This window comes from Pseudomonas sp. KH_017, from assembly GCF_057840285.1.
Window position 1 is genome coordinate 3,138,542 of the sequence record NZ_CM174509.1, and the last position, 21,778, is coordinate 3,160,319.

Genomic DNA, 21,778 nt, shown 5'->3' on the forward strand with positions numbered 1-21,778 from the left:
CCTTTGATTGCCTGCCAACAAAAAAAACCTACAGGAATCGACTTATGCTCCGAAAGACTCTGACTCTGGCCCCGCTGATGCTGGCTGCATCGATCAGTCAGGCCGCCGAAACCGTCAAGATCTACAACTGGTCGGATTACATCGCGCCAGACACCACGAAAAACTTCCAGAAAGAAACCGGCATCGGCTTCACCTACGACGTCTACGACAGCAACGAGACCCTTGATGGCAAGCTGATGACCGGCAAGTCCGGCTACGACGTGGTGTTCCCGTCCAACCACTTCATGGCCCGGCAGATTGAAGGCGGCGCGCTGAAGAAACTCGACAAGAGTCAGCTGCCGAACTGGAAGAACCTCAACCCGGTGTTGCTCAAGGCGTTGCAGACCAACGATCCGGGCAACGAGCACGGCTTCCCGTACCTGTGGGGCAGCACCGGCATCGGCTACAACATTGCCAAGGTCAAGGCCGTGCTGGGGGACAACGCCCCGGTGGATTCCTGGGACCTGATCTTCAAGCCCGAGAACATGCAGAAGTTACAGAAATGCGGCGTGGCCATTCTCGACAACGGCCCCGAACTACTGCCGGCCGCGTTGAACTACCTTGGGTTGCCGCCTCACAGCAAGAACCCGGAAGACTACAAGAAGGCTGAAGCCCTGCTGCTGAAAGTGCGGCCGTATGTCAGCTATTTCCACTCGTCCAAGTACACCAGCGACCTGGCCAACGGTGATATCTGTGTCGCGGTCGGTTTCTCCGGTGACATCCTGCAGGCGGAAAACCGCGCCAGGGAAGCCAACAACGGCATCGACATCGGCTATTCGATTCCCAAGGAAGGCGCCGCGATCTGGTTCGATATGGTCGCGATGCCGGCCGACGCTCCGGACGAAAAAGCCGGTTACGCCTTCATGAACTACCTGCTGCGCCCGGACGTCATGGCCAGCGTCAGCAACTACGTGCATTACGCCAATGGCAACGAGACGGCCGACAGCCTGATCGACCCGGCGATCAAGAACGACACCAAGGTTTACCCAAGCCCGGAAATGATGGGCAAGCTGTTTGCCCTGCAAGCCATGCCGCTGAATATCGACCGGATACGCACGCGAGTGTGGAACAAGATTCGCACCGGCAGCTGAAGACTTGCTCAGGCGATCGGGACAGGACGTCCCGTTGCCACCGTCATCAGCCGACCGGCTCGGCTGCGCAACTCATCTGGCCTGAGCCGGGTATCTGGAAAAACACGTCATCGTCGATTTGCCAGAAGCTGTAGCTGCCTTTGTAATCCTTGCCCGTGTACTGGGTTCCGGAATTGTTCGGCACCTGGTTCAGCGTCACCGAGGTGTTGGCCCATTTCAGGAACACCACGCCCGGTTCGACCGTAAAGAAGGTGGCGGCAATCAATGAGTTAAACCCTGCGCAACGATAAGCCAACGGGCCTTCCGTGAGCCTGCTTGGGTCCTTGGTTCTGGCAATGGCCGAACCCTGGCGCAGTTGAAACGCCCGCTCGGCATAACTTCGCACGACGCACGCCTTGGCTTGAGTCCCGCCACCACACTGGTTACGGGACTCAAGCCAGAACCGCTGATCGATCTCGACTTTATTCGGGCGCGGCACTGAATGTTCGTCGGTGAGCGCCAGGAGATAAAGACGATCGAGTTCCAGGTCCATGCGCGCCAGTTGAGCGTCGTGACAGATAAGCTTTTCGGCGGATGCCTGGGGCGTGGCGCAATCGAAACTGGTTTTGTACGTTGGCAAGGGCTTTGGCTTGGCCTTTTTGGCGGCGTCACACACGCTCGCCGTCACGCATGCGCTGACGGCGAGCACAGAGGCCAGAAGTGGCATGACCATTTTCATTTCGGCGTCACCTGAGTCTTTGCGTGATGCCCGTATTGCAACGCCTGTGTCGAAGCGTTGCACAGTCATTCGGTCGCACGGGGTCTATCGAGTGTAAAGCAGTGCTCGAAACCTGCCACATCGTGCCAGGAGAAACGTCAGTCTTCTTCTTCGCGAATCGTCGCCACTTCATCGGCCCTGACTTTCACCATCGCACCGGAAATGTCCTCAAACTCAAAGAAGCCGTCCTTGGTTTTGGTTTTCGGTATGTCTTTGGTCAGGTATTGAGTGCCGTTCTGCAGCGTCACCACCGTTGGCGTCGAGCAACCGGCCAGCGCCAGCAGGGCCGCTGCAGCCAGGGGCAAGCCCAATGTCTTGATGTCCATGATCACCTCCCGTTCGTTTAAAGCAGCGCCATCAGCCCGAGGCTGTCACTGCACCTGTATGGCGGTTGGTGCCGCCAGGGGGCAGAAAGTTCTACTGTCCGAGGAAAATTCCGTACAGCGCCGCCATTTATCCTTTTCCGATTGCGCCACGCGGCGTGGAACTGGTATCTGTATGCATAACCAGTACCTCTCGCTATGGCCCATTTCCCAGTGACCGCAAATCCCCTCGACGATCCGTTCTATTACTTGAACAACTTCATGCAAGTGCTTGATTGGCTTGAGCAACGCTTTGCCGATGTGCTGAGCGTCGACGAGCAGCGTTTCATTAATCAGTTTAAGCGGTTGCCCCGTGAATCGCAGGCACTGCTGGTCAGAATGGTCATGCGCAAGGGCGTTCATTTCAGGGCGAGCAAACTGCACTACGACGAAATCGGCGATACCGGCAGCGCCGTCGGGCCGCTGCTGGCACTTGGCTGGGTCGATGAGCAAATGCCGTTGGCGGTCGAAGCGCTGTTCGAGGTGCTGCTCAAGGGTGAAATCCTCCAGGCCTTTGGCCCGGTCATCGATCAGCCCAATGGCAAGAAAGCCGATTGGTTGCCGGCGCTGTGCGAACAGTTTCCCCAGGTGCAAAGCTTCAACGATTGGTGCCCGAGTCTGGACGAGCGCCTGTTCAGCCTGACCATCATGCAATTGTGCGACCGCCTGCGCCTGATGTTTTTCGGCAACCTGTATCAGGACTGGTCGGAGTTCGTGTTGGCCGACCTCGGTATCTACACCTACGAAAAAGTCGAATTCAGCGCCGAGTCCCGTGGCTTGCGCAGCCGCGAAGACGTGAATGCCTGCGTCCTCCTGCACACGTACCAGCAACAATTCGAGGCCGGTGAAGCGCTGGAGGAGGTGGCCGAACGGATCAAGGGCCTGGCGCTGGATAATCCGTGGTTGCAACGCCGGCGCGGCAAGCTGCTGTTCCAGATGGCCCAGTACTGCGAACGCATCGCGGATTTCTCCATGGCCCTGAACCTGTACCGCGAATGCGTTTATCCGGGCGCGCGGGCACGGCTCATTCGCGTGCTGGAACGCAGCGGTCAGTTTGAGCAGGCCATGGGCCTGGCCGAGCAGGCCGAACAGGCACCGGAAAGCGCCGCCGAACACCAGCAGTTGCTGCGCGTGCTGCCACGCCTGCGGCGCAAGCTCGGCGGGCCGCCCATCAAGCGGGCTGCGCCGCGGGAAATGCAGCGCCTTGACCTGCAATTGCCCAGGACAGACCCGGCGTTATCGGTGGAGTTCTACGTTCAGGCGCATCTGGCGCAAGAGTCGGCGCCGGTGCACTACGTGGAAAACAGCCTGGTCAATTCATTGTTTGGCCTGCTGTGCTGGCCAGCGATTTTCGCGCCGTTGCCGGGTGCGTTTTTTCACCCGTTCCAGCGCGGGCCGGTGGATCTGCTCAGCGAAGACTTCCAGGTCCGCCGGGCCGAACTGTTTCAGGCGTGCCTGGCCGAACTCGACGACGGGCGCTACCGGCAGACCATCCGCGAACGTTATGCCGCCAAGTGGGGCGTGCAGTCGCCGTTCGTGTTCTGGAGCGTACTCAGCGAAGAGTTGCTGGAGCAGGCCCTCGATTGCCTCCCGGCCGAGCACCTCAAGCACTGGTTCAACCGTCTCTTGCTGGACATCAAGGCCAATCGCGCCGGCATGCCGGACCTGATCCAGTTCTGGCCGCAGCAAAAGACCTACCGCATGATCGAAGTCAAAGGCCCGGGCGATCGCCTGCAGGACAACCAGTTGCGCTGGCTGGAGTTCTGCCATGAACACCAGATGCCCATCGCCGTGTGCTATGTGCAATGGGCGGAGCAGGGCGATTGAGCTACAGCATTGCGGTGCGGGCGCTGTGCGAGTTCACCGCCAAGGTCGGCGACCTCGATCTGCGTTTCACTCCGTCACCGACTGCGCTGGAAGGTATCGTCGGTCACCGCACCGTGGCCTCGCGGCGCAGCGAGGGCTACCAAAGCGAAGTTGCCCTCGAGGGCCAGTATCAGACCTTGACGGTCAAGGGCAGGGCGGATGGCTATGACCCCGGGCAAAACTGTCTGGAGGAGGTCAAGACCTACCGCGGCGACTTGAGCAAACAACCGGCCAACCACCGTCAATTGCATTGGGCCCAGGTGAAAATCTACGGCTGGTTGAAGTGCCGGAAACTGGATCTGCCGCAGATCAATCTGGCTCTGGTGTACTTCGACATTGTCAGCGAAAAGGAAACCTGCCTGGTCGAGCCTTTCGACGCCACCGAGCTGCAACAATTCTTCGAACAGCATTGCGCGCGGTTCCTGCAATGGGCCGAACAGGAAGTCGCCCATCGAGAAGGGCGCAATCTGGCCGCCCAGGGCCTGGCCTTTCCCCATGCCGGTTTTCGACCGGGGCAGCGCCACCTGGCCGAGTCGGTGTTCAAGGCCGTCAGCACGGGGCGCTGCCTGATGGCCCAGGCGCCCACGGGCATCGGCAAGACCCTGGGCACCTTGTTCCCCATGCTCAAGGCCCTGGCGCCACAGCAACTGGACAAGGTGTTCTTCCTCACGGCGAAAACCCCGGGACGCAAACTGGCCCTGGACGCCGCGCAAGTGATTCTTGCCAGCACCGATGCGCCACCGTTGCGGGTGCTGGAGATGATCGCCCGGGACAAGGCCTGCGAACACCCGGACAAAGCCTGCCACGGCGAGTCCTGTCCGCTGGCCCGGGGTTTCTACGATCGACTGCCCGCCGCACGGCAGGCGGCCAGCCAATTGAGCCTGTTGAACCAGAGCGCCTTGCGCGAGGTTGCCCTGGCGCACGATGTCTGCCCGTATTACCTGAGCCAGGAAATGGCGCGTTGGGCCGACGTGGTGGTTGCCGACTACAACTATTACTTCGATTTCAGCGCGCTGCTGTTCGGCCTGGCCCAGGCCAACAACTGGAAGGTCGCGGTGCTGGTCGACGAAGCCCACAACCTGGTGGAACGTGGCCGGCAGATGTACAGCGCCAGCCTCGATCAGGCGACCCTCAATGGCGTGCGCAAAACCGCGCCCGACGTGCTGAAAAAACCGCTGCAGCGGGTCAATCGCGAGTGGAATGCCCTGCATAACGCGCAAAACGGCGCCTATCAGGCCTATGACAAGGCGCCGGAAAAGCTGCTTCAGGCACTGTCATCGTGCAGCGCCCGCATCGGTGACTACCTCAACGATCACCCTCAAGGGCTGGACAGTGCACTGCAGGGGTTTTACTTCGACATGCTGCACTTTTGCCGGGTCGCCGAACTGTTCAATGAGCAGTTCCTGTTCGACATCAGCAAGCGCGACCTCGAGCGCCAGCGCAACCTCTCGCAACTGTGCCTGCGCAATGTGGTCCCCGCCGGGTTCATCCGCCCGCGCCTGACTGCCGCACGCAGCACGGTGCTGTTTTCCGCGACCCTCAGCCCCCGGCACTATTACGCCGATTTACTGGGTACGCCGGCGGACACGGTGTGCATCGACGTCGAGTCGCCGTTTCACGCCGATCAACTGCAAGTGCACATCGTCGACCAGATCTCCACCCGGTTCGTGCATCGAAAGGAGTCTCTGGAACCGATCGTGGACTTGATCGCCAGACAGTTCTGCGAGCGCCCCGGCAATTACCTGGCATTTTTCAGCAGCTTCGAATACTTGCAGCAGGTGGCGCAGTTGCTGGCCGAGAAACATCCGCACATCAGTCTGTGGTCGCAATCCCGAGGCATGGGCGAAGCGCAGCGCCAGCAGTTTCTCGATCAGTTCCACGCCGACGGCCAAGGGGTCGGCTTTGCGGTGCTGGGAGGGGCCTTTGGTGAAGGCATCGATTTGCCCGGTGCCAGGTTGATCGGCGCATTTATCGCTACGTTGGGGCTGGCGCAGCTCAATCCGGTGAACGAGCAACTGAAACGGCGCATGGCCGCCATTTTCGGTGCCGGTTATGACTACACCTATCTTTATCCCGGTGTGCAGAAAGTGGTGCAGGCCGCTGGGCGGGTGATCCGTACGCAACAGGATCAAGGGGTGGTGATGTTGATCGACGATCGTTTTGGCGAGAGCAAGGTCAAACAGTTGCTGCCGCGTTGGTGGGCCATGGCAGGCAATTATTCGTAGCATCACAGCATCGGGTTATCGCCTTGTGGGAGCGAGCTTGCCCGCTCCCACAGGGATCTTCGTTGTTGCTGAGGGGGGATCAGGCCTTGAGATGGCGCAAGCTGCGCTCCATCCGCGCAATGCCTTCTTCCAGCAGCGACCGTGGGCAGCCGAAGTTCAGGCGTACGAACTGCTTGCAGTCATCGCCGAAGTCCAGGCCGGCGCTCAAACCGACTTTGGCCTGCTCCAGGAAGAACTGCTGCGGGTCGTCCAGCCCCAGTGCCGTGCAGTCGAGCCATGCCAGGTAAGTGCTTTGCGGCCGGTTCATGGTGATGCCCGGCAGGCGGGTACGCACGGCCTCGGCCAGGAAGTCGCGGTTGCCTTGCAGGTAGACCTTCAGCTCGGCCAGCCATGGCGCGGCTTCGCTGTAGGCGACGCGGGTGGCTTCCATGCCCAGCGGATTGACGCTGTCGACCATGCCGCAACGGGCGTGGTTGACCTTCTCGCGCAGGTGGCGGTCCTGGATGATCATGAACGAGGTCTTCAGGCCGGCGATGTTGTAGGCCTTGCTCGCCGACATCAGCGTGATGGTGCGCTGGGCGACTTGCGGGCTCAGGGTCGCCATCGGAGTGTGCGTGCGGCCGTCGAAGCACAATTCGGCGTGGATCTCGTCGGAAATGATCCAGGCACCGTGCTCAAGGCAAATGTCGGCAATGGCTTGCAGCTCTGCGCGGGGGAAGGCCTTGCCCAGCGGGTTGTGCGGGTTGCTCAGCAGCAGTGCGCCGCCACCTTGCAGCGACTGGCTCAGGGTATCCAGCGGCGTGGTGTAGGTGCCGTCGGCTTGCGCATCGAAATTCAGTTCGACCTTGTTCAGGCCCCAATGCCCGGGCGCATGGCGCAGCGGCGGGTAGTTCGGCACCTGCACAACGACATTCTGTGGCGCCTGCACCAGTGCCTTCAGTGCCATGTTGAAACCGGACTCGACGCCCGGCAGGAAAATCAGCTCCTGGGGCTCGACGCGCCAGGCGTATTTGTTCCAGAGGTCGGCAACGATCGCCTCGCGCAGGTCATCTTGGGCCACGCTGTAGCCGACCATCGGGTGTTCCAGTCGCTTTTGCAGGGCCTGGATGATCACCGGCGGCGCGGCGAAATCCATGTCGGCGACCCACATCGGCAACACGTCGGCGGGGTAGCGGCTCCACTTGGTACTGCCGGTGTGGTGGCGGTCGAACACCTGATCAAAATCGAAAGTCATGCGTAGTCTCATGAAAGCTGGGTTGGAATGCTGACCATGATAAACGCCAAGCCCTGTGGGAGCGAGCTTGCTCGCGAAGAGGCCGGCAGATCCAGCATGAGTGTTGGCTGACACTACGCCTTCGCGAGCAAGTCGGATCGCCGCACCGCCGCTCCCACAGGTTTTTTGTGTGCTGCAGGATTGGAGCCGACGGTCGGCTGTCATGGTGAATTCGACAGCATTGACTACAGTTTGTAGTGTCGGCAGCCAGACTGCCGCTACCGTGGTTGTTCAAAAAAACCCGGCCATGTACCGGGTTCCACCTGATCAGGAGTGCACGATGGACCTCAGCCGTCGTCAGTTCTTCAAGGTCGCCGGTATCGGCCTTGCAGGCTCTAGCCTGGGCGCGTTGGGCATGGCCCCGACGACAGCCTTTGCCGAACAGGTGCGTCATTTCAAGCTCGCCCACACCCATGAAACCCGCAACACCTGCCCGTATTGCTCGGTCGGTTGCGGCTTGATCATGTACAGCCAGGGCGATGCGGCGAAGAATGTCGCGCAAAACATCATCCACATCGAAGGTGACGCCGACCACCCGGTCAACCGCGGGACCCTTTGCCCCAAAGGCGCAGGCCTGCTGGACTTCATTCACAGTCCCAGTCGTCTCCAGTACCCGCAGGTGCGCAAGCCTGGCACCAAGGAGTGGATACGAATCTCCTGGGATGAAGCGCTCGATCGCATCGCCGACTTGATGAAGGCCGACCGCGACGCCAACTTCATCGAGAAGAACGCCCAGGGGCAAACGGTGAACCGCTGGCTGACCACCGGTTTTCTCGCGGCGTCGGCCTCGTCCAACGAATCGGGTTATATCACCCATAAGGTGATTCGCAGTCTCGGCATGCTGGGGTTCGATAACCAGGCACGTGTCTGACATGGCCCGACGGTGGCAAGTCTTGCCCCGACGTATGGCCGTGGTGCCATGACCAACCACTGGACCGATATCGCCAACGCGAATCTGGTTCTGGTGATGGGCGGCAACGCAGCAGAAGCGCACCCGTGCGGTTTCAAATGGGTGACGGAAGCCAAGGCGCACAACAAGGCGCGGCTGATCGTGATCGACCCGCGATTCACCCGAACCGCCTCGGTGGCCGACTATTACGCCCCGATCCGCACCGGCACCGACATTGCCTTCATGGGCGGGCTGATCAATTACCTGCTGACCGAAGACAAGATCCAGCACGAGTACGTGCGGGCCTATACGGACGTGTCGTTCATCGTCAAGGCCAGTTACGGTTTCGAGGACGGGTTGTTCAGCGGTTACGACGCGAGCAAGCGCATCTACACCGACAAGTCCGGCTGGGGCTATGAAATCGGCGAGGACGGTTTCGCCAAAGTCGACCCGACCTTGCAGGACCCACGCTGCGTCTACCAATTGATGAAACAGCATTACAGCCGCTACACCCTGGAGCTGGCCAGTCAGGTCTGCGGCATGCCCACAGACGCGATGCAGAAAATCTGGGAAGAGATCGCCACCTGCTCGCAACCGGGCAAAACCATGACGATTCTCTACGCCCTGGGCTGGACCCAGCATTCGACCGGCTCGCAGATGATCCGCAGCGCGGCCATGGTGCAACTGCTGCTGGGCAACGTCGGCATGCCGGGCGGGGGCGTCAATGCCCTGCGCGGGCACTCCAACATCCAGGGCCTGACCGACCTGGGATTGCTGTCCAACCTGTTGCCCGGTTACCTGACTCTGCCGTCCGAAGCCGAACAGGATTACAACGCCTACATTGCCAAGCGCGCACTCAAGCCGCTGCGTCCCGGGCAGATGTCTTACTGGCAGAACTACGGCAAGTTCCACGTCAGCCTGATGAAAGCCTGGTACGGCGCCAATGCCACCGTCGAGAATCACTGGGGTTACGACTGGCTGCCCAAGCTGGACATTCCCGGCTACGACATCCTGAAAATGTTCGACATGATGGGCAAGGGCGAGGTCAATGGCTACATGTGCCAGGGCTTCAACCCGATCGCCGCCTTGCCGGACAAAAACCGGGTGATGAAGGCGCTGGCCAAACTCAAGTGGCTGGTGGTGATGGACCCACTGGCTACCGAAACCTCGGAGTTCTGGCGCAACGTCGGGCCTTACAACGACGTGGAAACGGCCAACATCCAGACCGAGGTCATCCGCCTGCCCACCACCTGCTTCGCCGAAGAAAACGGTTCGCTGGTCAACAGCGGCCGCTGGCTGCAATGGCACTGGAAGGGTGCCGATGGCCCGGGGCTGGCGCGCACCGACGTGAAAATCATGGCCGAGCTGTTCTTGCGCCTGCGCAAGCGTTACCAGGCCAACGGCGGTGCCTGGGCCGAGCCGATCCTCAAGCTCGACTGGCCCTACAAAATACCGGATGACCCGACGCCGGAAGAGCTGGCCCGGGAATTCAACGGCTACGCCGTCGCCGATGTCACCGACGCCTCGGGCGCGGTGGTCAAGGCCGGTCAGCAGCTGTCCGGCTTCGCCCAGCTCAAGGACGATGGCAGCACGGCGTCCGGTTGCTGGATCTTCTGCGGCAGCTGGACCGAGCAGGGCAACCTGATGGCCCGGCGTGACAACAGCGATCCTTTCGGCATGAAGCAGAACCTGGGCTGGGCCTGGGCCTGGCCGATGAACCGACGGATCCTCTATAACCGCGCCTCGTGCGACCCAAAAGGCAAACCATGGGACGCGAACAAACGGCTGGTGTGGTGGAACGGCAAGGTCTGGACCGGCACCGACGTGCCCGACTACAAAGCCGATGCACCGCCGGAAGCCGGAATGAACCCGTTCATCATGAACCCCGAAGGGGTGGCGCGTTTCTTCGCCCTCGACAAGATGAACGAAGGGCCGTTCCCGGAACACTATGAGCCGTTCGAGACGCCCATCGGTATCAACCCGATGCACCCCAACAACAAGCAGGCGACCAGCAACCCGGCCGGGCGGATCTTCGATTCAGTCTGGGAAACCCTCGGGCAGGCCAAGGACTTCCCGTATGCGGCGACCAGCTACCGACTGACCGAACACTTCCACTTCTGGACCAAGCATTGCCCGATCAACGCCGTTACCCAACCCGAACAATTCGTCGAAATCGGCGAGGTGCTGGCCAAGGAGAAGGGCATTGCTGCCGGTGACCGAGTAAGGGTCAGTTCCAAGCGCGGGCATATCGAAGCGGTGGCGGTGGTGACCAAGCGGATTCGTCCGCTGCAGGTCAACAATCAGGTAGTTCACCAGATCGGTATTCCCTTGCACTGGGGCTTCACCGGCGCCACCCGTCACGGCTACCTGACCAACACCCTGGTGCCGTTCCTCGGCGATGGCAACACCCAGACCCCGGAATCCAAGTCATTCCTGGTCAACGTGGAGAAAGTCTAAATGGCCAGCCAAGACATCATTGCCCGCTCGGCCACCACCACCCCCGCGCCGTCGATACGCGGAGTGGAGGAAGTCGCCAAGCTGATCGACACCACCAAATGCATCGGCTGCAAGGCCTGCCAGGTCGCCTGCTCGGAATGGAACGAGTTGCGTGACGAGGTCGGCCATAACCATGGCACCTACGACAATCCTCAGGATCTCACCGCAGAAACCTGGACGCTGATGCGCTTCACCGAGCATGAAACCGACGCCGGCAACCTCGAATGGCTGATCCGCAAGGACGGCTGTATGCATTGCGCCGAACCCGGCTGCCTGGCGGCATGCCCCAGCCCGGGGGCGATCATCAAGCACGCCAATGGCATCGTCGATTTCGATCAGGACCATTGCATCGGTTGCGGCTATTGCATCACCGGGTGTCCGTTCAACATTCCACGGATCTCGCAAAAGGATCACAAGGCCTACAAATGCACCTTGTGCTCGGACCGGGTGGCGGTAGGCCTGGAACCGGCCTGCGTGAAAACCTGCCCGACCGGCGCCATCGTGTTCGGCTCCAAGGACGACATGAAGGAACATGCCGCCGAGCGCATCGTCGACCTCAAGAGCCGGGGCTTTGAAAACGCCGGCCTGTACGACCCCGAAGGCGTTGGCGGCACTCACGTGATGTACGTGTTGCACCACGCCGATACGCCAAGGCTGTACGCCGGCTTGCCCGATCACCCGGCGATCAGCCCGTTGGTGGGACTGTGGAAAGGCATCAGCAAACCCTTGGCGCTGCTGGCCATGGGCGCGGCGGTGCTGGCCGGGTTCTTCCACTACGTGCGCGTCGGCCCGCAAATCGTCGAAGAGGATGAACATCCGGAGCCGCCGGACACCGCTGTGCATGAAGTCGATCCGTCGGTGCATACCTTCGATCCCCGTGGGGAGGGCAGGCCATGAGCAACAAGACGATCCTGCGCTACACCAGCAACCAGCGCACCAATCACTGGCTGGTGGCGATTCTGTTCCTCATGGCCGGGCTGTCCGGGCTGGCGCTGTTCCACCCGGCACTGTTCTGGCTGAGCAACCTGTTCGGCGGCGGGCCGTGGACACGCATCCTGCACCCGTTCATGGGCGTGCTGATGTTCGTGCTGTTCCTCGGCCTGGTGCTGCGCTTCTGGCGCGCCAACTACTTCATCGCCAATGATCGCCTGTGGCTCAAGCGCATTGATCGGGTCATGAAGAATGAAGAAGAGGGCGTGCCGCCCATCGGCAAATACAACCCCGGGCAGAAGCTGCTGTTCTGGACTTTACTGCTGTGCATGCTGGTGCTGTTATTCAGCGGTCTGGTGATCTGGCGTGCGTACTTCAGCGAGTATTTCGGCATCACCACGATACGCTGGGCGATGTTGCTGCATGCGTTGGCCGCATTCGTGCTGATCCTGAGCATCATCGTGCACATCTATGCCGGCATCTGGATCAAGGGCTCGGTCAGCGCCATGTTGCACGGCAGGGTCAGCCGCGACTGGGCCAGGAAACACCACGAACTCTGGTATCGCCAAGTGGCTCAAGATGAGACCCGCGACGAAGCGCCTGAGCGACCGATCACTAAAAAGGGCTGACTTTTGCCAACCATCCTTGAACCCGGAGAAATCGAAGCGGCGGCCAGTTCGCCGCCGTTTCTGTACATGACGCCGCCTAATCTGTTCAGCCTGCGCGCGCAGCGCCTGGAAACCCTGGCCGAGGGGCACCCGCTGGCCGACTACTTGCGTCTGATCGCCGGGTTGTGCCGGGTGCAACAACAGGTGCTGGACGACCCGCCGTCAAGCGAACCTCTTGACCGACAACGCATCGAGTTGTGCCAGCAACACGGTTTGCCGCCGTTCGCGGCCGACAGCCTGGCGCGCGAAGACGATTGGCAGCTTTACCTCGATGCCTTGTTGCAGCGCTATAGCGCACCGTCACAATCTGCCGTGGCCGATGCCGTGGAAACCTTGCGCCTGGCCGGTACCGGGCAACGCCGCGCCTGGGCAGTGGCACTGGTCAGCGGCCAGTATTCACTGGTGCCGGCAGCGCTGGTGCCGTTTCTCGGTGCGGCGCTGCAAACTGCCTGGAGCCACTGGCTGTTGAGTACACCGAACCTCGCGCTGACCGCCGGCGACAGCCTCAGCCAGTGCCCGGCCTGTGGCTCGCCGGCGATGGCCGGGGTGATCCGCCATCGCGGCAAGCACAATGGCTTGCGTTATCTGGTCTGCTCGCTGTGTGCCTGCGAGTGGCATGTGGTGCGGGTCAAGTGCGTGTATTGCGAGCAGAGCAAGGGCCTGGAATACCTCAGCCTTGAAGATGATCGGCATGCCGCCAACCAGGCGCCGTTGCGCGCCGAAGTCTGCCCCGGTTGTAACAGTTATCTGAAGTTGCTCTATCTGGAGAACGATGCGGACGCCGAAGCGTTGTCGGCCGACCTGTCCAGCCTGGTGCTCGACATGCGCCTGGCCCAGGACGGTTATCAGCGTTTGGCACCCAATCTGTTGCTGGCGCCGGGAGACGAGTAACCGCAGCGTCTACACTCTGGCGCGACGGTCATTCGTTTTCAGGAGCGCCAGATGTCTGCACGCAGTGCCAGCCAACCCCTGCGTCTACCTTCCATCGACAGTCTGTTGCGTCACCCGGCGTGCCAGCCGTTGGCCGAGCGCTATGGACGCGACGCCTTGCTGGGCGCCTTGCGGCAATTGCTGGATGAATTGCGCGAAGGGGTACAGCAAGGTTTGCTCGAACCTGCAGAAGTCAGCGCCGACGTGCTGGCGGGCAGGGTCGGCGAGCGATTGGCCATCCAGCATCGCAGCCAGGTGCGTCGGGTGTTCAACCTTACCGGTACGGTCTTGCACACCAACCTCGGCCGGGCGCTGTTGCCCGAAGAAGCGATCGAGGCGGTGCAAATGGCCGCGCGCTATCCGCTCAACCTGGAATTCGACCTGCGTAGCGGCAAGCGCGGAGACCGCGACGACCTGATCGAAGGCTTGATCCGCGAACTCACCGGCGCCGAAGCGGTGACCGTGGTCAACAACAATGCCGCAGCAGTCCTCTTGACTCTCAACAGCCTGGGTGCGCGCAAGGAAGGGATTATTTCCCGGGGCGAACTGATTGAAATCGGCGGCGCCTTCCGCATTCCCGACATCATGGCCCGCGCCGGGGTGAAGCTGGTTGAGGTCGGCACCACCAACCGCACCCATGCCCGCGACTACGAGGCTGCCATCGGCCCGCGCAGCGGCTTGATCATGCGCGTGCATGCGAGCAACTACAGCATCCAAGGCTTCACCACGAGCGTGCCGACTGCCGAACTGGCGCAACTGGCCCACCAGCACGGCTTGCCGCTGCTCGAAGACCTCGGCAGCGGCAGTCTGCTGGACTTGACCCGCTGGGGTTTGCCGGCAGAGCCGACTGTGCGTCAGGCGCTGCTGGATGGCGCGGACATCGTCACCTTCAGTGGCGACAAACTGCTCGGCGGACCACAGGCCGGGTTGATTGTCGGGCGCAAGGATTTGATCGCCAGGATCAAGAAAAACCCGCTCAAGCGTGCGCTGCGGGTCGACAAAATGACCCTGGCCGCCCTGGAAGCAGTGCTGGGTCTGTACCGCAACCCGGACCGACTGGCCGAGCGCTTGCCGAGCCTGCGCCTGCTGACCCGGCCACAGGCCGATATCCTCGCCCAGGCCGAGCGTTTGCGGCCAGCGCTGGCCCAGGTGCTGGGTGATGGCTGGAGCGTCAGTGCCATGCCGGCACTGGGCATGATCGGCAGCGGCAGCCAACCGGTGGCACGGCTGGCCAGTGCAGCGCTGTGTCTGCGCCCGTTGACGTCCAAACGCTTGCGCGGGCGCACCCTGTTGACGCTGGAAGAAGCCTTTCGCGCCTTGCCGATTGCGGTCCTCGGGCGCATCGACGATGACGCCTTGTGGCTGGACCTGCGGCAACTGGACGACGAACCGGCATGGCTGGCGCAGCTTGATCAATTACAGGTGGAGGGCCGGGCAGGGTGATTGTCGGCACCGCAGGGCACATCGACCATGGCAAGACGGCGCTGCTCCAGGCGCTGACCGGGCAGGCGGGTGACCGACGCCGCGAAGAGCGGGAGCGCGGCATGACCATCGACCTCGGCTACCTGTATGCCGCGCTGGAGACGGATGCGCAGCTGACCGGTTTCATCGACGTTCCCGGCCATGAGCGCTTCACCCACAACATGCTGGCCGGGGCGCAGGGCATCGATCTGGTGTTGCTGGTGGTGGCCGCCGATGACGGGGTGATGCCACAAACCCGCGAGCACCTGGCGATTGTCCAGTTGCTGGGTATCCCTCGGGCACTGGTAGCGATAAGCAAGTGCGACCGGGTCGACAGCGCACGGGTGCAGGACGTGCGCGAGCAAGTCCGCACCTTGCTGGCGCCCGGACCCTATGCCGAAGCACCGTTGATTGCGCTGTCGAGCGTGACCGGCGAGGGCATCGAAACCTTGCGCCAAGAATTGCTGCAAGCCCAGCGTGAAGTTCAGCAACGCAGTACCCAAGGTGGTTTTCGCCTGGCGATTGACCGGGCCTTCAGCGTCGCCGGGGCCGGTATCGTGGTGACCGGCACGGCGCTGTCCGGTCAGGTCGCGGTGGGCGATACCCTGCTGTTGGGGCCACAAGGCAAACCGGTGCGCATTCGCGGCCTGCACGCGCAAAACCAGGCCGCCGACCACGCTTTTGCCGGCCAGCGCGTGGCGTTGAACCTGAGTGCCGAACGGCTGGCCCTGGAACACATTCATCGGGGCCACTGGTTGCTGGCCGAGGGCTTGTACGCGCCTACCCAGCGCCTGGACATCGACATGCAGTTACTGGCCGGCGAACCCCGGGCCTTCGAACACTTTCAACCGGTGCATGTGCACCTCGGCACCCAGGACGTGACCGGGCGCGTCGCCCTGCTGGAAGGCACCAGCCTGGCGCCCGGTGGACGGATGTTTGCGCAACTGCTGCTCAACACAGCGGTGCATGCGGTGAAGGGCGACCCGCTGATCCTGCGCGACCAGAGTGCTCAACGTACGCTGGGTGGCGGCCGGGTGCTCGATCCGTTTGCACCCACCCGGCAACGCCGCAGCCCCGAACGTCTGGCGCAACTGGGTGCGCTGGCGAACAGTGTCGGGCTGGAAGATGTTTTGCCGGCGTTGCTGGCCCATAGCGACACCGGGCTCGATCCGCAGCGCCTGGAGCGGCAGTTCAACCGACCACGCAACAGCTGGGTGTTGCCCGCTGACGTGCGCCTGATCGATACCCGGCAGGGCCCATTGCTGTTCAGTGCAAGTCGCTGGGAAGCCTTGAAAGCGCCTTTAGTGGATCAACTCGCGCGTTTCCATGAACTCGAACCGGATCAAATGGGCCCGGATCGGGATCGCCTGCGTCGATTCACCGGCAGCACGCTGGAACGCCCGACATTCATCAGCCTGCTCGATGAATTGCTGGCCAGCGGCGACATTGCCAGCAGCGGCCCGTGGTTGCACCTGCCCGGGCATCAGGTGCGCTTGAGCGAAGAGGACGAAGCCTTGTGGCTACAATTGCAGCCGCTGTTCGACGCGGCGCAGATCAATCCGCCCTGGGTGCGCAACCTGGGGCATGACGAAACAACCGTCCGCGCATTGCTACGCAAAATGGCGCGCCTGGGCTTGATGCATCAAGTGGTGCGCGACCTGTTTTACACCGACAGCATGATTCGCCGATTGGCGGCTATGCTGTTGCAACTGGCAGACGTCAACCCGGTGATTCAGGTGGCGGCGTTTCGAGATGCGGTGGGCCTGGGTCGCAAGCGCAGCATCCAGATACTGGAGTACTTCGACCGTATCGGCCTGACCCGGCGCTTTGGAGATCGTCGGCAGATACGCCTGGACAGTGCGTTGGCTCAGCGCACAGAGACATGATTCTGAGGCATGATTTAGAGGTATGAATTCAAGGAAGGCAATCGCGCCCGGTGGCGCGGCCGGGCTTCAAACCCGGTTGGGGACGGCATCCGTTCCCGGGCAGGTTCGACTCCGGCTGCCTTCCGCCAATCAACCCCAAACCTTCTGACTCAACCCCATCCCCTGTGGGAGCGAGCCTGCTCGCGATGGCAGTTGGTCGAAGCAACACATTCGTCCACTTTTTACACGAGGTTGTGAAATGGGTCGTCAGAGATTGCGCTGCGCTTCCATCCGATCATGAAGGACCCTGATGATCGCAATTCCGTACGCAGTGATTCGAAAATAGATCATGTGCCGCTCCACACTGCAGCGCCGATAACCAGGACGGATAGTGTCGCAGGCCGGCGCCTTTTTCGGGCGCTCGGCCAATTGCGCAAATGCTGAGGTAAGGATGTCAATGTAGCGATTGGCCTGATCCAGGCCCCACTGGCGAGCGGTATAACTCCAGATTGCCTCAAGGTCACCCTCTGCGGCAGGCGTTAGACGATACTCAGCCATGCGCGGTTAACATTCTCTGTTTGAATGCAGCTGGATCGAATGGGCGAGGTTTTCCGCTGGATTCACCTTCCCGAAGGGCGGCACGGATCGTTTCGAGTTCAGCGCTGCGCTCCTGTTCACGACGGATCAGATCGCGAATATATTCGCTGTCGTTGGTGTAATGGCCCGCTTCTATCTGCGCTTTGATCCAGTTGTCCTGCTGGTCAGTCACAGTGATGGTTTTTCGTACGGTTCCCATGATTGGGCCTCCACGGAGATGGTCGACTGCGTGCAAACTATCATACTATTGGTGCGGTATCGAGCAATCGAGCCTCTATTGCGATCCATCTAATCCCAACAGAAATTGCAGCTTTGCGGCAAGTCCGAATCATTGCCGAATGCTTTCCTCAGAACCCCAGCGGGTACTGAATCACTAAATATATCCGGTCTATGTCATCACCCGCCTGCGCCTCGTTGGCCCGGTGCGAAACGTGCGACACCTGCACCGACAAGTCCCTCGCCTCACCCGTTTGGACGATGTACTTCAAATCAATGTCCCGCTCCCAGTGCTTGCCCCCATCACCTTGTTGCGGCACGAAGGTGCCGGTCGCCGGGTCGAACGGGTTGTAAGCCCCGCCTTGTGGCGCATGGGTGCCGTCGATCTGGTCGCCAGTGACGTAACGGATCATGAACTTCAGGCCGGGTACCCCGAAGGCAGTCAGGTCCAGGTCGTAGCGAACCTGCCAGGAGCGTTCGCGGGCGCCGTTGAAGTCGGCGTACTTGATCGAGTTGGCGAGGTAGATGGAATCGCCACCGACGAAATCGAACGGTGTATCACCGTTGATTTTCTGATAAGCCAGTGTGAAACCATGGGCGCCCAGCGTGTATCTGCCGGACAGGCTGTACGCGGTGTTGTCGATGGCGCCGGCCAGCGCCTGGCCGGTGTCCCGGGTGTGATAGAGGTTGGTGTCGAGGAACACCTCGGCCTGCTTGAAGTGCAGGTTGCCGTAGTACTGATGCCAGGTGTCGGTCAGCTCCGAGGTATACAGCGCACCGCCAACCGGGCTTTGGGTAAACAGATCGGCGCCGACAAACGAAATGCCGCCGGCCTCGGTATTGGCGCCATAACCGAAAAAGTTGCCCTTGCCTGAAGCACTGTCCTGATTCTTGAATGCCGTGAAGTGACCGGCCTGCAGGTTCATGCCGTCGATTTCGCGGCTGTTGAGCAGAAAACCGCTGGCGTACTCCGGTTGCAGGCGTTTGTCCGCAGTGTCGAATACCGGGGATTCGACCTCCATTTCGCTAAACGTCAGGGTGGTCTTCGATGCCTTGAGCTTGATCGCGCCCCCACCGCTGGAGTAGTTGCTTTCGCTACGACCGTCACTGCCCACCGGCAGCAATCCGGTCCCGGAATGGCCCTTGCCACCGTCGAGTTTCAATCCCACAAAAGCATGGGCATCGAGGCCGAAGCCGACCGTGCCCGGTGTAAAGCCGGATTCAAAAGCGCTGATGAAACCTTGAGCCCATTCGGCCTTGTAGCTCTTGCCGGTCGGCGAGGGGGATCGATAGTCGCTGTTCAGATAGAAGTTTCGGCTGAGCACGCCAAGCGTTGCTCCCTCGAAAAACCCTTGCGGGGCTTGTGCTGACTCCTCGGCCAGTGCGTGGTTGGCCAACAGGCAGAAGCAAAGGGCAATGGTCGCCCTGGAGTCTTGCGGGGAAAGGATTATCAATGGCTCACCACAGGGGCAGGGTTTTGCCAGGTACTGCCTTTTCAATGGCCATGACACTGTCCTTACGGGGGTAAGTGAGGTGGTCATGGTTGCGTAGATCGGCGCGGGAATATTGAATCGGTGTGCTGTGTTTGATGCCGGGTGCGCAAAGTGGTTTGACCTCAATCCGGCTGTCCATCGGCCCGGTCCTGCACGCGGCCGGCTATCCATTATTCTGGTAATGATGCAAGCGCTAACGGACGAAGAGGGGACGCAATCATGTCTGCACAGGATCGCGAACTGCTGGACCAGGTACTGACCGCTCATGGCGGCCTGGTGCGCTGGAACAGTTTCAATAAGGTCTGCGCCACGATCGTCACCGGCGGCTCGCTCTGGGGCATGAAAGGGTTGACCCAGGACAGCGCGCCACGCCAGATGAGCGTGTGGCTGCATGAACAAAGAGCCTCGGTGAAACCCTTCGGCTCACCGGAGCAATTCACGGCCTATACGCCGAACCGAATCGCTATCGAGAATACCGCGGGCAAGGTGATTGCCGAGCGCCAGGCACCCCGGGCATCCTTCAAGGGCCATGGGGAACACACGGCCTGGGATCCGTTGCACCGGGCCTACTTCAACGGCTATGCGATGTGGTCCTACCTGACCATGCCCTTCCTGTTCACCTTGCCGGGCGTCACCTGCGAGGAAATCGAGCCCCTGCAAGAGGGCGCCGAGCTCTGGCGGCATTTGCGGGTGCACTTCCCCGACAGCATCGCAACCCACAGCGCCATCCAGGACTTCTACTTCGGCGATGACTTTCTGCTGCGCCGCCACGACTACAACGTCGATGTGAGTGGCGGCATGCCCGCTGCCCAACTGGTTTATGACTACGTCCAGGCCGACGGATTGCGCATGCCAGGCAAGCGGCGAGCCTATCGGCGCAAGGCCGATGGGCAGGTCAACAAGGAAGCGTTGCTGGTGTCGATCGACTTGAGTGAGATCCATTACTCGTAGCGAAAGTCGTGTTTTGGCGTACACCGGCGGGAGCCGATATACCCTGTGGGAGCGAGCTTGCTCGCGATGAGGCCGGCATATCCAGCATTGATGTTACCTGACACACCGCCTTCGCGAGCAGGCTCGCTCCCACGGGGCTCTGGGTTTTCCATGTCGCCAAAAATCAAATGAGCCTGTTCATCTGGTTTTCACCACCGCCGGTGGAGTCCAGTCGCCGTCGAGAGCATCGGCTTGCGGCCAGTAGGCGCGGATATACAGCGAAAATTCGGCGCCTTTGGGCGAGGGCAGCCAGTTGCTTTCCTTATCCTTGCCCGGTGATTCGCTTTGCACATAAATAGTCAGCGAGCCGTCAGGATTGGTTTGCAGGGATTTGTTCTTGGTACCGATGGAGTAACGCTTGAGCTCGTTCGGCGAGAAGAAGTGCTGTTCGTTGTACAGCGTCAGCGACCAGAACCCTTTGACCGGCGGCAGCTTGCCTTTGGCGAACGTGACGCTGTAACCGTACTGACCGTTGAGGCGCAGGCGGTTCTCATCCAGGTCCTGGTAGAAGTATTTGGTCTCTTTCTGCTGATTGACGAATATGTTCGAGCGCGCGACGGCGGTACGGGTGAAATAGTCAGTGCCGAACGCTGCGCCGTTGCTTACGGTGCTCCAGTGATTGGGCAATTGCAGGCCGTAGTTGCGGAACTGCAACAGCGGGTCGATCACTTCTTTATCGGCCTTTTTCGCCTCGTCGATCATCGCGGCGCGCAGTTGCGGGTCGGCCTTGGCGACGGCCGCGAGGGCGGCCATTTGCGCATAGCGGGCTTCTTCGCCCGGCAATGGCTTGGCGTCCTTGAGCAGGGCCGGCAGTTCATCGAAGAACTTCTCCGGTACCACCCATTTGGTTTCGGCATTGCCTTCAGAAGCCTGGGCCGGGAATTTCGGCTGCCTGGCCCAGTTGCGCTTCTTCATCTTGCCGTCGTATTGCGACAGCGGGTACATGTCGATGCCCGACAATGCCGGCTGCACGGCCTGGCGGTCGGCGGCGGTGTCGTCCTGGAACACCCGGGGGATCACGAACCCGGTGTTCGTGCGCGAGCGGTACACCCGTTTGATGCCGGGCGGCACCTTGCCGTTCCAGTCCGGGCCGACCAACAGGTAGAAACCTGGCTGGGTGTTATACATTTTGCCCAGTTCGGCGAAGCTGTCGGAACGCAGGTCGACCACCTGATACACCCAGAAGCGGCCGTCGAAGTCCGGCACTTGCAGCACCACCGGTTCAAGGTCCAGGGCGATGCTGCCGGCGCCGTACACCACGTCCTGGTTCGGGCAGGCCACCAGGCGTTCGGCCGGATCGATGTAGTCGCTGAGCATCGACAGCCGATTGATCGGGGCCACGGGTACGATTCCGCCCATCAAGCCGGGTTCCGGCAGGTCCTTGAAGGCCTGGCGACGATTGAAGATGTTGGCCATCGGCCAGGCCCAGAAATACGCCTCGCGCGCCATCATGCGTACGTACGGCTCGGTTACTTTGGTACCGGCGACAGGGCCTGAGACAGTGCTGGCGACCGGAGCGGCGACAGTGGCTTGCGCTGCGTAAACCGGAGTACCCGACAGGACTGCGGCTGTGAGCGTACTGGCGAAAGTCAAGGCGAAGAGGGCATGGCGCCGGGGCAAACGATTCATG

18 protein-coding genes and 1 tRNA gene are annotated in these 21,778 nt (G+C 61.2%); 11 read left to right on the top strand and 8 right to left on the bottom strand.

What is annotated here, in order from left to right; all coding sequences use genetic code 11:
- The first annotated feature begins 44 nt into the window (after nucleotides 1-44).
- The gene (locus AC3IT6_RS14305) at nucleotides 45-1,130 is read left to right on the top strand and encodes a polyamine ABC transporter substrate-binding protein (protein WP_489356401.1); all 1,086 of its coding nucleotides are present in this window, start codon (nucleotides 45-47) and stop codon (nucleotides 1,128-1,130) included.
- Nucleotides 1,131-1,176: 46 nt separating this feature from the next.
- Here the strand turns inward: AC3IT6_RS14305 and AC3IT6_RS14310 are convergent, their stop codons facing one another.
- Together AC3IT6_RS14310 and AC3IT6_RS14315 are read right to left on the bottom strand one after the other, a co-directional pair.
- Complete coding sequence (locus tag AC3IT6_RS14310; protein ID WP_489356560.1) at nucleotides 1,177-1,848, bottom strand: MliC family protein; 672 nt, start codon at nucleotides 1,846-1,848, stop codon at nucleotides 1,177-1,179.
- A gap of 137 nt (nucleotides 1,849-1,985) precedes the next feature.
- A complete protein-coding gene (locus tag AC3IT6_RS14315; RefSeq protein WP_150723809.1) occupies nucleotides 1,986-2,213 on the bottom strand; it encodes a YgdI/YgdR family lipoprotein in 228 nt (75 codons plus the stop codon).
- 195 nt (nucleotides 2,214-2,408) lie between these two features.
- Here AC3IT6_RS14315 and AC3IT6_RS14320 point away from each other — a divergent pair, with 195 nt between their 5' ends.
- Together AC3IT6_RS14320 and AC3IT6_RS14325 are read left to right on the top strand one after the other, a co-directional pair.
- On the top strand, nucleotides 2,409-4,076 hold the full coding sequence (locus tag AC3IT6_RS14320) for a VRR-NUC domain-containing protein (protein WP_489356403.1): 1,668 nt from the start codon (nucleotides 2,409-2,411) through the stop codon (nucleotides 4,074-4,076).
- Entirely contained in the window at nucleotides 4,073-6,340 is a 2,268-nt protein-coding gene (locus AC3IT6_RS14325) for an ATP-dependent DNA helicase (protein ID WP_489356405.1), read from the top strand. The genes AC3IT6_RS14320 and AC3IT6_RS14325 overlap by 4 nt, the downstream gene beginning before the upstream one ends.
- 79 nt (nucleotides 6,341-6,419) lie before the next feature.
- On the opposite strand, the gene AC3IT6_RS14330 is transcribed toward AC3IT6_RS14325, so the two are convergent.
- On the bottom strand, nucleotides 6,420-7,574 hold the full coding sequence (locus AC3IT6_RS14330; protein WP_489356407.1) for a MalY/PatB family protein: 1,155 nt from the start codon (nucleotides 7,572-7,574) through the stop codon (nucleotides 6,420-6,422).
- Between the two features lie 319 nt (nucleotides 7,575-7,893).
- Between AC3IT6_RS14330 and fdnG the strand changes: the two genes are divergently transcribed.
- The 7 genes from fdnG (at nucleotide 7,894) to AC3IT6_RS14365 (ending at nucleotide 17,001) form a co-directional block, all read left to right on the top strand.
- Nucleotides 7,894-10,959 carry a formate dehydrogenase-N subunit alpha gene (fdnG, locus tag AC3IT6_RS14335; protein WP_489356409.1) on the top strand — a complete coding sequence of 1,022 codons (3,066 nt, stop codon included), beginning with the start codon at nucleotides 7,894-7,896 and terminating at the stop codon, nucleotides 10,957-10,959.
- A complete protein-coding gene (gene fdxH, locus AC3IT6_RS14340) occupies nucleotides 10,960-11,895 on the top strand; it encodes a formate dehydrogenase subunit beta (protein ID WP_458369929.1) in 936 nt (311 codons plus the stop codon).
- Nucleotides 11,892-12,557, top strand: coding sequence for a formate dehydrogenase subunit gamma (locus AC3IT6_RS14345; protein WP_489356412.1), 666 nt, complete (start codon nucleotides 11,892-11,894; stop codon nucleotides 12,555-12,557). Before fdxH ends, AC3IT6_RS14345 begins: the two co-directional genes overlap by 4 nt.
- Before the next feature lie 3 nt (nucleotides 12,558-12,560).
- A complete protein-coding gene (fdhE, locus tag AC3IT6_RS14350; protein ID WP_489356414.1) occupies nucleotides 12,561-13,487 on the top strand; it encodes a formate dehydrogenase accessory protein FdhE in 927 nt (308 codons plus the stop codon).
- Between the two features lie 51 nt (nucleotides 13,488-13,538).
- A complete protein-coding gene (selA, locus tag AC3IT6_RS14355) occupies nucleotides 13,539-14,969 on the top strand; it encodes an L-seryl-tRNA(Sec) selenium transferase (RefSeq protein WP_489356416.1) in 1,431 nt (476 codons plus the stop codon).
- On the top strand, nucleotides 14,966-16,873 hold the full coding sequence (gene selB, locus AC3IT6_RS14360) for a selenocysteine-specific translation elongation factor (protein ID WP_489356418.1): 1,908 nt from the start codon (nucleotides 14,966-14,968) through the stop codon (nucleotides 16,871-16,873). The genes selA and selB overlap by 4 nt, the downstream gene beginning before the upstream one ends.
- 32 nt (nucleotides 16,874-16,905) lie before the next feature.
- Nucleotides 16,906-17,001, top strand: a tRNA-Sec gene (locus AC3IT6_RS14365).
- 118 nt (nucleotides 17,002-17,119) lie between these two features.
- On the opposite strand, the gene AC3IT6_RS14370 is transcribed toward AC3IT6_RS14365, so the two are convergent.
- From AC3IT6_RS14370 to AC3IT6_RS14385, 4 genes are all read right to left on the bottom strand, one after another.
- The gene (locus AC3IT6_RS14370) at nucleotides 17,120-17,410 is read right to left on the bottom strand and encodes a type II toxin-antitoxin system RelE/ParE family toxin (RefSeq protein ID WP_008015847.1); all 291 of its coding nucleotides are present in this window, start codon (nucleotides 17,408-17,410) and stop codon (nucleotides 17,120-17,122) included.
- A complete protein-coding gene (locus AC3IT6_RS14375) occupies nucleotides 17,403-17,648 on the bottom strand; it encodes a type II toxin-antitoxin system ParD family antitoxin (protein WP_046043337.1) in 246 nt (81 codons plus the stop codon). Before AC3IT6_RS14375 ends, AC3IT6_RS14370 begins: the two co-directional genes overlap by 8 nt.
- A gap of 148 nt (nucleotides 17,649-17,796) precedes the next feature.
- The gene (locus tag AC3IT6_RS14380) at nucleotides 17,797-19,113 is read right to left on the bottom strand and encodes an OprD family porin (protein ID WP_489356562.1); all 1,317 of its coding nucleotides are present in this window, start codon (nucleotides 19,111-19,113) and stop codon (nucleotides 17,797-17,799) included.
- A 10-nt stretch (nucleotides 19,114-19,123) separates the two neighbouring features.
- Nucleotides 19,124-19,297: a hypothetical protein gene (locus AC3IT6_RS14385; RefSeq protein ID WP_489356420.1), complete on the bottom strand. Its 174-nt coding sequence runs from the start codon at nucleotides 19,295-19,297 to the stop codon at nucleotides 19,124-19,126.
- Nucleotides 19,298-19,377: 80 nt separating this feature from the next.
- Between AC3IT6_RS14385 and AC3IT6_RS14390 the strand changes: the two genes are divergently transcribed.
- Complete coding sequence (locus AC3IT6_RS14390; protein WP_489356422.1) at nucleotides 19,378-20,109, top strand: hypothetical protein; 732 nt, start codon at nucleotides 19,378-19,380, stop codon at nucleotides 20,107-20,109.
- Between the two features lie 177 nt (nucleotides 20,110-20,286).
- Here AC3IT6_RS14390 and AC3IT6_RS14395 read toward each other — a convergent pair whose 3' ends face one another.
- Nucleotides 20,287-21,777: a DUF1254 domain-containing protein gene (locus AC3IT6_RS14395; protein ID WP_489356424.1), complete on the bottom strand. Its 1,491-nt coding sequence runs from the start codon at nucleotides 21,775-21,777 to the stop codon at nucleotides 20,287-20,289.
- Between the last annotated feature and the right edge of the window lies 1 nt (nucleotide 21,778).

What these genes read in the sequence shown, in the direction of transcription:
- AC3IT6_RS14305 (WP_489356401.1), top strand. Translation starts at nt 45, where the DNA reads ATGCTCCGAAAGACTCTGACTCTGGCCCCGCTGATGCTGGCTGCATCG.
- AC3IT6_RS14310 (WP_489356560.1), bottom strand. Translation starts at nt 1,848, where the DNA reads ATGAAAATGGTCATGCCACTTCTGGCCTCTGTGCTCGCCGTCAGCGCA.
- AC3IT6_RS14315 (WP_150723809.1), bottom strand. Translation starts at nt 2,213, where the DNA reads ATGGACATCAAGACATTGGGCTTGCCCCTGGCTGCAGCGGCCCTGCTG.
- AC3IT6_RS14320 (WP_489356403.1), top strand. Translation starts at nt 2,409, where the DNA reads ATGGCCCATTTCCCAGTGACCGCAAATCCCCTCGACGATCCGTTCTAT.
- AC3IT6_RS14330 (WP_489356407.1), bottom strand. Translation starts at nt 7,574, where the DNA reads ATGACTTTCGATTTTGATCAGGTGTTCGACCGCCACCACACCGGCAGT.
- fdxH (WP_458369929.1), top strand. Translation starts at nt 10,960, where the DNA reads ATGGCCAGCCAAGACATCATTGCCCGCTCGGCCACCACCACCCCCGCG.
- AC3IT6_RS14345 (WP_489356412.1), top strand. Translation starts at nt 11,892, where the DNA reads ATGAGCAACAAGACGATCCTGCGCTACACCAGCAACCAGCGCACCAAT.
- selA (WP_489356416.1), top strand. Translation starts at nt 13,539, where the DNA reads ATGTCTGCACGCAGTGCCAGCCAACCCCTGCGTCTACCTTCCATCGAC.
- AC3IT6_RS14370 (WP_008015847.1), bottom strand. Translation starts at nt 17,410, where the DNA reads ATGGCTGAGTATCGTCTAACGCCTGCCGCAGAGGGTGACCTTGAGGCA.
- AC3IT6_RS14375 (WP_046043337.1), bottom strand. Translation starts at nt 17,648, where the DNA reads ATGGGAACCGTACGAAAAACCATCACTGTGACTGACCAGCAGGACAAC.
- AC3IT6_RS14385 (WP_489356420.1), bottom strand. Translation starts at nt 19,297, where the DNA reads ATGGACAGCCGGATTGAGGTCAAACCACTTTGCGCACCCGGCATCAAA.
- AC3IT6_RS14390 (WP_489356422.1), top strand. Translation starts at nt 19,378, where the DNA reads ATGTCTGCACAGGATCGCGAACTGCTGGACCAGGTACTGACCGCTCAT.
- AC3IT6_RS14395 (WP_489356424.1), bottom strand. Translation starts at nt 21,777, where the DNA reads ATGAATCGTTTGCCCCGGCGCCATGCCCTCTTCGCCTTGACTTTCGCC.